The 7,052-nt window shown below is 66.2% G+C and carries 10 protein-coding genes and 1 tRNA gene; 9 read left to right on the top strand and 2 right to left on the bottom strand.

Annotation, left to right across the window (positions count from 1 at the left end):
* From ABIR74_RS09980 to ABIR74_RS09960, 5 genes are all read left to right on the top strand, one after another.
* On the top strand, positions 1-320 hold a 320-nt coding region (locus ABIR74_RS09980), incomplete at its 5' end, for a hypothetical protein (RefSeq protein ID WP_348177612.1).
* A 91-nt stretch (positions 321-411) separates the two neighbouring features.
* The gene (locus tag ABIR74_RS09975; protein WP_348177610.1) at positions 412-639 is read left to right on the top strand and encodes a hypothetical protein; all 228 of its coding nucleotides are present in this window, start codon (positions 412-414) and stop codon (positions 637-639) included.
* A gap of 67 nt (positions 640-706) precedes the next feature.
* Positions 707-1,231, top strand: a complete 525-nt coding sequence (locus tag ABIR74_RS09970; RefSeq protein ID WP_348177608.1) for a hypothetical protein — start codon at positions 707-709, stop codon at positions 1,229-1,231.
* Complete coding sequence (locus tag ABIR74_RS09965; protein ID WP_348177606.1) at positions 1,228-2,025, top strand: mycofactocin-coupled SDR family oxidoreductase; 798 nt, start codon at positions 1,228-1,230, stop codon at positions 2,023-2,025. The genes ABIR74_RS09970 and ABIR74_RS09965 overlap by 4 nt, the downstream gene beginning before the upstream one ends.
* A 44-nt stretch (positions 2,026-2,069) precedes the next feature.
* Positions 2,070-2,142: transfer RNA gene (locus tag ABIR74_RS09960), tRNA-Glu, on the top strand.
* Positions 2,143-2,349: 207 nt separating this feature from the next.
* Here ABIR74_RS09960 and ABIR74_RS09955 read toward each other — a convergent pair.
* A complete protein-coding gene (locus ABIR74_RS09955; RefSeq protein WP_348177604.1) occupies positions 2,350-2,625 on the bottom strand; it encodes a hypothetical protein in 276 nt (91 codons plus the stop codon).
* A gap of 276 nt (positions 2,626-2,901) precedes the next feature.
* Between ABIR74_RS09955 and ABIR74_RS09950 the strand changes: the two genes are divergently transcribed.
* The 3 genes from ABIR74_RS09950 (at position 2,902) to ABIR74_RS09940 (ending at position 5,464) form a co-directional block, all read left to right on the top strand.
* The gene (locus tag ABIR74_RS09950) at positions 2,902-3,549 is read left to right on the top strand and encodes a hypothetical protein (RefSeq protein ID WP_348177602.1); all 648 of its coding nucleotides are present in this window, start codon (positions 2,902-2,904) and stop codon (positions 3,547-3,549) included.
* Positions 3,550-3,801: 252 nt separating this feature from the next.
* Positions 3,802-4,035, top strand: a complete 234-nt coding sequence (locus tag ABIR74_RS09945; RefSeq protein WP_348177600.1) for a hypothetical protein — start codon at positions 3,802-3,804, stop codon at positions 4,033-4,035.
* A gap of 793 nt (positions 4,036-4,828) precedes the next feature.
* Complete coding sequence (locus ABIR74_RS09940; RefSeq protein ID WP_348177598.1) at positions 4,829-5,464, top strand: cytidylate kinase-like family protein; 636 nt, start codon at positions 4,829-4,831, stop codon at positions 5,462-5,464.
* A gap of 18 nt (positions 5,465-5,482) precedes the next feature.
* Here the strand turns inward: ABIR74_RS09940 and ABIR74_RS09935 are convergent, their stop codons facing one another.
* Positions 5,483-5,911 carry a cupin domain-containing protein gene (locus ABIR74_RS09935; RefSeq protein ID WP_348177596.1) on the bottom strand — a complete coding sequence of 143 codons (429 nt, stop codon included), beginning with the start codon at positions 5,909-5,911 and terminating at the stop codon, positions 5,483-5,485.
* A 102-nt stretch (positions 5,912-6,013) separates the two neighbouring features.
* Between ABIR74_RS09935 and ABIR74_RS09930 the strand changes: the two genes are divergently transcribed.
* The gene (locus tag ABIR74_RS09930) at positions 6,014-6,964 is read left to right on the top strand and encodes an MBL fold metallo-hydrolase (RefSeq protein ID WP_348177594.1); all 951 of its coding nucleotides are present in this window, start codon (positions 6,014-6,016) and stop codon (positions 6,962-6,964) included.
* The last annotated feature ends 88 nt before the right edge of the window (positions 6,965-7,052 follow it).

Below are 7,052 nucleotides of genomic sequence, written 5' to 3'. Positions count from 1 at the left end.
GCGCCCGCCGGCTGGCGCGAAGGGAGTCCGAACGCGAGCAGCGGACGTTGCAATCGCTGGCGACGCTTCCGCCGCAGGAGGCGATCTGCAAGGTCTTCGGCAGCTACTGCGGTCAGGCTTTGCGTGTGTCCCTCTGCGAGTCCGGGTATCGCACGACAGCGCAGAACGGCCAGTACCTCGGCCTCTTCCAGATGGGCTCGAGTGAACGGCGCATCTTCGGGCATGGCACGTCGGTCGCAGAGCAGGTCACCGCCGCCCACCGGTACTTCGTCGCCTCGGGTCGCGACTGGAGCCCGTGGTCGTGCAAGCCCTGGAGCTGAACGCCCTCCCTTCCACGTTTCGTCTGCAAAGTGCGGAACCCGGCCGTCGAGCCGGGTTCCCACGATGTCCGAGACGTGGTAGGTGTCCGGTGTGACATGGCTTCGGCGAAAGAACAATCGCCTGAGGCCCCTCGATGAGGCGGCCGCCTACGCACGCTGCCATGGCGACCGAGACGAGTCTGTTCGCATCGTGAAGCTGCCGCCTCGTCGCGTGCACTACGAGGCGCTCCTCGCGACGGGCGAAGACATCCGCCGCAGCCTCGAAGCCAGGATCGACGCTCGCGACGACGAGGCGTCGGCGACGGCCCCCACGGTCTAGCGCTCGTTCGAGTTCCGGACGTGGATTCGCCGCCTGGCGCTTTGAGTCCGGTGGCATCATGACGGGAATGCCGCGAATCCCAGTACTCGACGAGACGAACGCCCTGCCTGCATCGCTCGAGATCGCAGCCGCACACGAGGCAGCGGGCAGCCGGATGACCAATATGAAGTGGACGCTCGCGCACGCTCCGGCGGCGTTGCGCGCTCTCCTCGAGTGGTACCCGCTCCACGAACAGGTCGTGGCGTTCCTCGGGGATCGACGCGCGACACTCTTCTGCCACGCGATCTCGACGGAGGCGGACTGCCTCATCTGCTCGACATTCTTCCGCCGGATCCTCATGGATGCCGGCGAGAATCCGGATGCGCCTGGGCTCGACGAGGACGACGAGCTCGTCGTTGCGTTCGGGATGCGCCTCGCTCACGATGCGCACGCAGTCGACGACGGGCTCTATGGGCGCCTCTCGGAGCGCTACTCGAACGAACAGATCGTGCTGCTGACGGCCTTCGGGGCGATCATGCTGGCGACGAACGTGTTCAACGACGCACTGCGGGTGCCGCTCGACCCCTATCTCGAGCCCTATCGGGCGCCATGACCGAACGTCCCGTCGCACTCGTCACGGGCGCAGCCCACGGGCAGGGCCGGGCCACGAGCCTCGCTCTCGCGCGTGAGGGGTATGACATCGTGGCGCTCGATGTCGCCGCGCCACTTTCGTACCCGGGCTACCCGATGGGGACGAGCGGCGAGCTCGAATCGTTGTGTGCCGCCTGCGAGGAACTCGGCGGAGCGTCGCTCGCGGCTATTGCGGACGTCCGGGACGATGGCGCCGTCTCGGCAGCTGTCGACAGTGCCATAGAGCGATTCGAGCGTCTCGACGTGCTCTTCAACAATGCCGGCATCTGCGCGTACGGCCTCGCACACGAGCTCACCGAGGACGAATGGGACACGATGCTCGACATCAACCTGAAAGGCCCATGGATCGTGGCCCGGCGCGTGATCCCGCACATGATCGCGGCAGGCCGCGGCGTGATCGTGAACAACTCGTCGGTGGCCGGCCTGCGAGGCATGGGCCGGCTTTCCCACTATTCGGCGAGTAAGTGGGGCCTGACCGGGCTGACGAAGTCGTGGGCGATCGAGCTAGCGCCGCACGGCATCCGGGTGGTGGCTATCCATCCCACCGGTGTCGACACGCCCCTCAACGACGGTATCGCGGCGCTCGAGGGGATGACGGCGCTCGAGATCGCCGAGCGTTCGGCAGGGAATCTGCTAGCGGTGCCGTGGATCGAGCCAGAGGACGTCGCCCAGGCGGTGGTCTATCTCGTCGGCGACGGCGCGCGCTACATCACCGGATCGAGCCTCGTCCTCGACGCAGGGCTACTCACCCGCTGACGCGCTGCCCCCGCGCCGGGGTTCGGTACACTCCCTCGCCGCACGGCCCATTCGTCTAGTGGCCTAGGACACCGCCCTCTCACGGCGGCGGCACGGGTTCGAATCCCGTATGGGCTATAGGACGGTACATCCTGGAAGAACCGCAAACCCGCTGAATAGGCGGGTTTGTGGCTTGTGCAGGGCGTTTGCGGCCCTTCTCCGAACGTGTACGGGCGTGGCCGGAAACGGCCAGATTGAGCACCGCGTGCTACCCCCCGTGCTACCCCCGAAAGACGTCCGATCCCGGGCGTGTTTCAGAACGTATGGCGCCTTACGGAACGGCCGTTACGAAACGACCTGCGTTAGCTCGTCGGGTAGCGCGGCGATCATCAAGTCGTCGCTCGAGTGACGATTTAGCTCGCTGAGTTCCTGCTCGATCTGTGCGAGCTCAAACCGAAGACGTTGTTGGTTCTGCCGGTATTTCTCGAACAGGGGCTCCGCAGATGGGCGCACGTTTGCTACTCCGGTGAGCACCGACTCGAGGTCCGCGAGCCTTGCTTTCACGTCGCGGTGCTGGGCGGCAAGCTCGGCCGCGCGTTCTGATGCCTCCGCCTCGTCCATAGTCTCTCCCCCTCGTTTACCGGACACGCCTTCTTGTTCCCGCGGACGGCGGGGCATAACCATCTTACTGTGTGCGTTCTCGAGACTTCGCGCCGATAGGCGTTGCCGATCGCAAGAGCCCGGGAGACGTCGCCGTGATCGCTCCGGTTGCGTTTCGAATGGCAGGAACCGTGTGGACTCCCGGCCTGCCGGCCCTTCCCCGATTCAGGCGGTCACTCAACGATCCACCGCGCGTGCCACGCGGGACGCAGCGGAGTGACCGAAAGGGAAGAAGAAATGAGACTTTTTCAAGGTGACTACGACCCGAAGGCGGAGCGACGGTCTGCCAACTCAGACCTCGAAACCGCTTCGAGGGAGATGCAGCAGATCGTCGAAGAGACCGAGAGGGCAAAGCGCGAGCTGACACGCGGCGAGATGGTCAAGTTCGATAGCGCGGAGGTTCGTGCTTCGCAGGCGCGCCTGCGGCTCTCGGAAGCCGACTCGTTCATCGAGCGGAACCCGCTCACGCACCTGATCCTCCGCGCGATGGTCGAGGGTTCCGGTTCGGGCTCCTACATCGTCCCCGACAGGTACGAGACCAACTACTGGGATCGCCTCCGGCCGCTCTCGGTCGGACTGCAATCGGGCTTCACGGTGCTGGAGACGGAGCGGAGTCGCGCGCGACGGCACTGGCGGTTTCCGACACCGTGCTCTGAAACCCGGACACCCACCAACACTAGCGCCGATAGGCGTACCGATGACTACACAAGAGCTACCTCAGTACCTGACGAGCGCGGAGGCCGCGGCTGCGCTCCAAAGACCCGTCAGAAGATCGCCGAAGACATCCGCGAAGGCAAGATCCCTGCCTTCCGGATCGGAGCACGAGGCCGATGGCTGATCCCTTTCGAGGCGATCGAGCGGCTCGGTCGCGGAGAGGCGGCGTGAAACCGTCCCCTGAAATGCGGAAGGCGCCCCGCAGCAGCCCGTCGAGACGTTCGGCCCCCACATCGGCGAAGACGAGCCGAGCCGCTAGGTACCTGTCCCGGAGAACGTCCTACAGGCCGTCACGGACACCGTGCCGCGGGAGGATCGGAACCTCGAGGCTCAGGTGTTCGCCGGATTCGGAGCAGACAGGTTCCGGACGGCGATCACGAGGGCCTGTAAGGCCGCAGGGGAGCCGGCGTTCCGCCGCACGACTTGAGGCGCCGCAGGGCGACTCTGTGGCACCTGAGCGGCGTCCCGATCGTCGAGGCTGCAACGTGGCTCGGCCACTCTCCGACCGAGCATCTGAGGACGTATGCGCACGCAACGCTCGTCGAGCGTGCCGAGCTTGACTACTACGCTGCCCCGCTCGACTCCGAGCGTGGCACGCTGACGGACACCGCGCACGATGCGATCCATACGACGAGCTTTTCAGGCGGCTCGGCCTGAAGCCGGAGCCGACTCAGAGTCTGACCTCTACCGGCGACGCGCTCTTCAGTTCAGCCACGTTGACCTCTCCGGCCGGCACGAGCGCCGATGAAGCCTCACGCTCCACACTCGGCGGCCGACCGACTTCGCGCCACTCGGCCTGCCTCGCCGACGCCGCCCGGCACTCCCTCGCGAACCACACCGCGCACACGGCCACTGCGACCAGCGCCACGATCCCCCAAATCACCATTCCTGGTTCCCCCGTTCGGATCCGCGTCCTCACACGGGATACCCCGAAAAGGGGATGACGTCAACGCCGTTCTCGAAATCCGAACAAACTGCTTACGCCGTTGAGATCACTCGGCCTCGCCGACCGGCTACCGCCGACGAGGCTTCCAGCCAGCGTCCCGCACGGACGCGCCGATCTCCGCCCGGCGATTCCGCCACGCAGCCTGCCGTCTGCCCGCCGCCTGGTACTCCCTAGCCACCCAGACCGGAACTGCAGCCGCGAAGACCGCTAGCACCCCCAACATTGTCGTCGGCAGGTCCGGCCGGGCAAGACCGGAAACGGTAGCGGAGGCCACGTGGCCTCGCCGCCACCGTCCGCGAAGCGACAGACGGTCCCCCGATTCGCCTCGAGCCACAGTCGTCCGTAACCTCCAGAGACGCGACCAAGACGACTGCATCGCCCGGGCCGGTCGGGCAACGCGGAACCCGCCGTTTCGGAACCGGCAAAAGGCGCCCGGCCCGAGCAGGACAGCCCGGAAATCGGATCCCGCTTGACGGCTCACGGCCTCTCCCGTAGCGTCCGGCCATGAGCTACCGCGTCGTCTGTTTCTCCGGCCCCGACGGCACCCACATGCGCCAGATCGCCGCGCTCGTCGCCGCGCGGCTCGGATTCACCCTGGTCGACGAAGCCATCATCACGCGTGCTGCAAGCGAAGCGGGCGTTGATCCGCACGTCGTCGCCGACGTGGAGAAGCGGCAGACATTCATGGCACGCTTGCTGGACGCGCTTTCGTCGAGCTCCGACGCCAGCGGACATGCTTTCTCCGGGGGTGTCAGCGTCTACTCACCTGCCGATGTGCCGATGACGGAAGATCTGCGAGGCCTGATCCGGGCCGCGATCGAGGAGACGTCGGAGCGCGGGCACGTCGTCATCGTCTCGCACGCCGCCTCCCATGCCCTTGCGAAGAAGACGGACGTGCTTCGCGTACTCGTCAACGCGTCTCCCGAGACGCGTTCCGCGCGCATCGTCGAGTCGAGCGGTGTGAGCGAGGGGGATGCAATGCGCGCCGTCGAAGAGTCCGACGCCGCGAGGGCCGACTACCTGAAGCGTTTCTACGGGATCAAGGAAGAGCTCCCCACCCAGTACGACATCGTTCTCAACACCGACCGCCTGGGAACGGACGACGCCGCTGCGCTCGTGGCAATCGCGGCGGGCGCCTGATCGGCAGCCCAGCTCTCCCTACTCGCTGACTGCCTGCACCCAGAGCTCCCAGTCGTCGTAGGCGCTGAACTCGGCGCGGTCGGCTGGCGGCGGCTCACCCCAGTCGCTTTCGGAGGGTGCCTTGATCGACAGATGACAGGCATCGAGGTGCGGCGTCGCGCCATGCCAGTGCCAGACGCCCGCAGGAATCATGATCAGCTCCCCCAACCTGAGTAACCTGCGCTCGGTACCGACCCCCACGGCGATCTCGCCCTCGGTGACGAGGATGACCTGGTCGACTGCGTGGGTGTGACAATTCGTTCGTGCCCCGGCAGGGAACCACACCGACAGCACTTCGATCTCCGTCGAGCCGCCCGTGAGGTTGTGATTTCGCACGGCGCCCTGGAAGTTCGCAGGCGGGCTCGGCTGCGAGAGCTCCTTCGAGGCCCGAAGGACATGAGTGTTCATGCCGTGGAACCTACAACTTCGAGTCGGTGCAAGCGGCCCGAATCGAACACATTGCTACGATCAGCGCCCGCTCGCTCGGGGCTCCTCGAGCGCTACCGGATCATGGCAAACGACTCAGAATCACTCTTTCCCTCCGGCCCGACGACGCGGCGAGGCCTCCTGTCCGCCTTCAGCAGGCGAGCCGCGGAGGCCGTCCCTGTCCCGGATGTGCTCACGCCGCGGGCGCCCGTCGATCACTTCGACGAGCCGATCCCGGATTGGATCGACCCGATCCTCTCAGGTGCGGATTTGATCGCCGAGATCGAGGCATCGAAGGAGGAAACCGGGATGCACATCTGGTGGCTCGGTCAGAGCGGATTCCTCGTGCAGGTCGCCGGGGAGCACATCCTCCTCGATCCGTATCTCTCGGACTCGCTGACCTCGAGGTTCGTGGGCACGGACACCCCGTACGAACGCATCACCGGACTCGTCGTCGAGCCGTCGCTTCTCTCCTTCGTCGACATCGTCACCTCGAGCCACGCCCATATCGACCACCTCGATCCCGAGACGCTGCCCCACGTGCTCGCGGGAGATGCGGCGTTCGTCTGCGCGGTCGGGAGCGAGCAGATCGCCGCGGAGCGCGCCGGCCGACTGCCCGACGCTGCGCTCGCGATCGACGACGAGGCGGAGTTCGGCGGCTTCACGGTCAGGGCAGTTCCCGCGTATCACGAGGATTCCCCCGAGGCGGTGGGCTACGTCGCGCGGAACGGCGCCTACGTGCTCTACCACGCCGGAGACACGCGGCGCGTGCAGGGAGTCGCCGAGGCGGTTCAGCCCCACGGCGCCGATGTCGCATTCGTCCCGATCAGCGGCAAGCACGGAACCATGAACGGCACGGACGCGGCCCGTCTTGCGTACGAATCAGGCGCGATCATCGCGATCCCGTGCCACTATGAGATGTTCCGCAGCGACACGGACAACACGCGGCGATTCGTCGCAGAATGCTCACGACTCGGGCAGGAGTACCGTCTCCCCCGCGCCGGCGAGCGCATCACGATCGATTACGGCTTTTAGTGCACTGCGTCCTGATTTCCACCGGAACCCCCGTAGGGGCGAGGCGCATGCCTCGTCCGGGAGCGGCCCGAGCCACTGCGAACTCGGG

The sequence above is a fragment of the Gaiella sp. genome (assembly GCF_039915195.1).
Lineage (GTDB): Bacteria > Actinomycetota > Thermoleophilia > Gaiellales > Gaiellaceae > Gaiella.
Note: the sequence above shows the minus strand (reverse complement) of the source record. Positions and strands in the feature narration are given on the sequence as shown.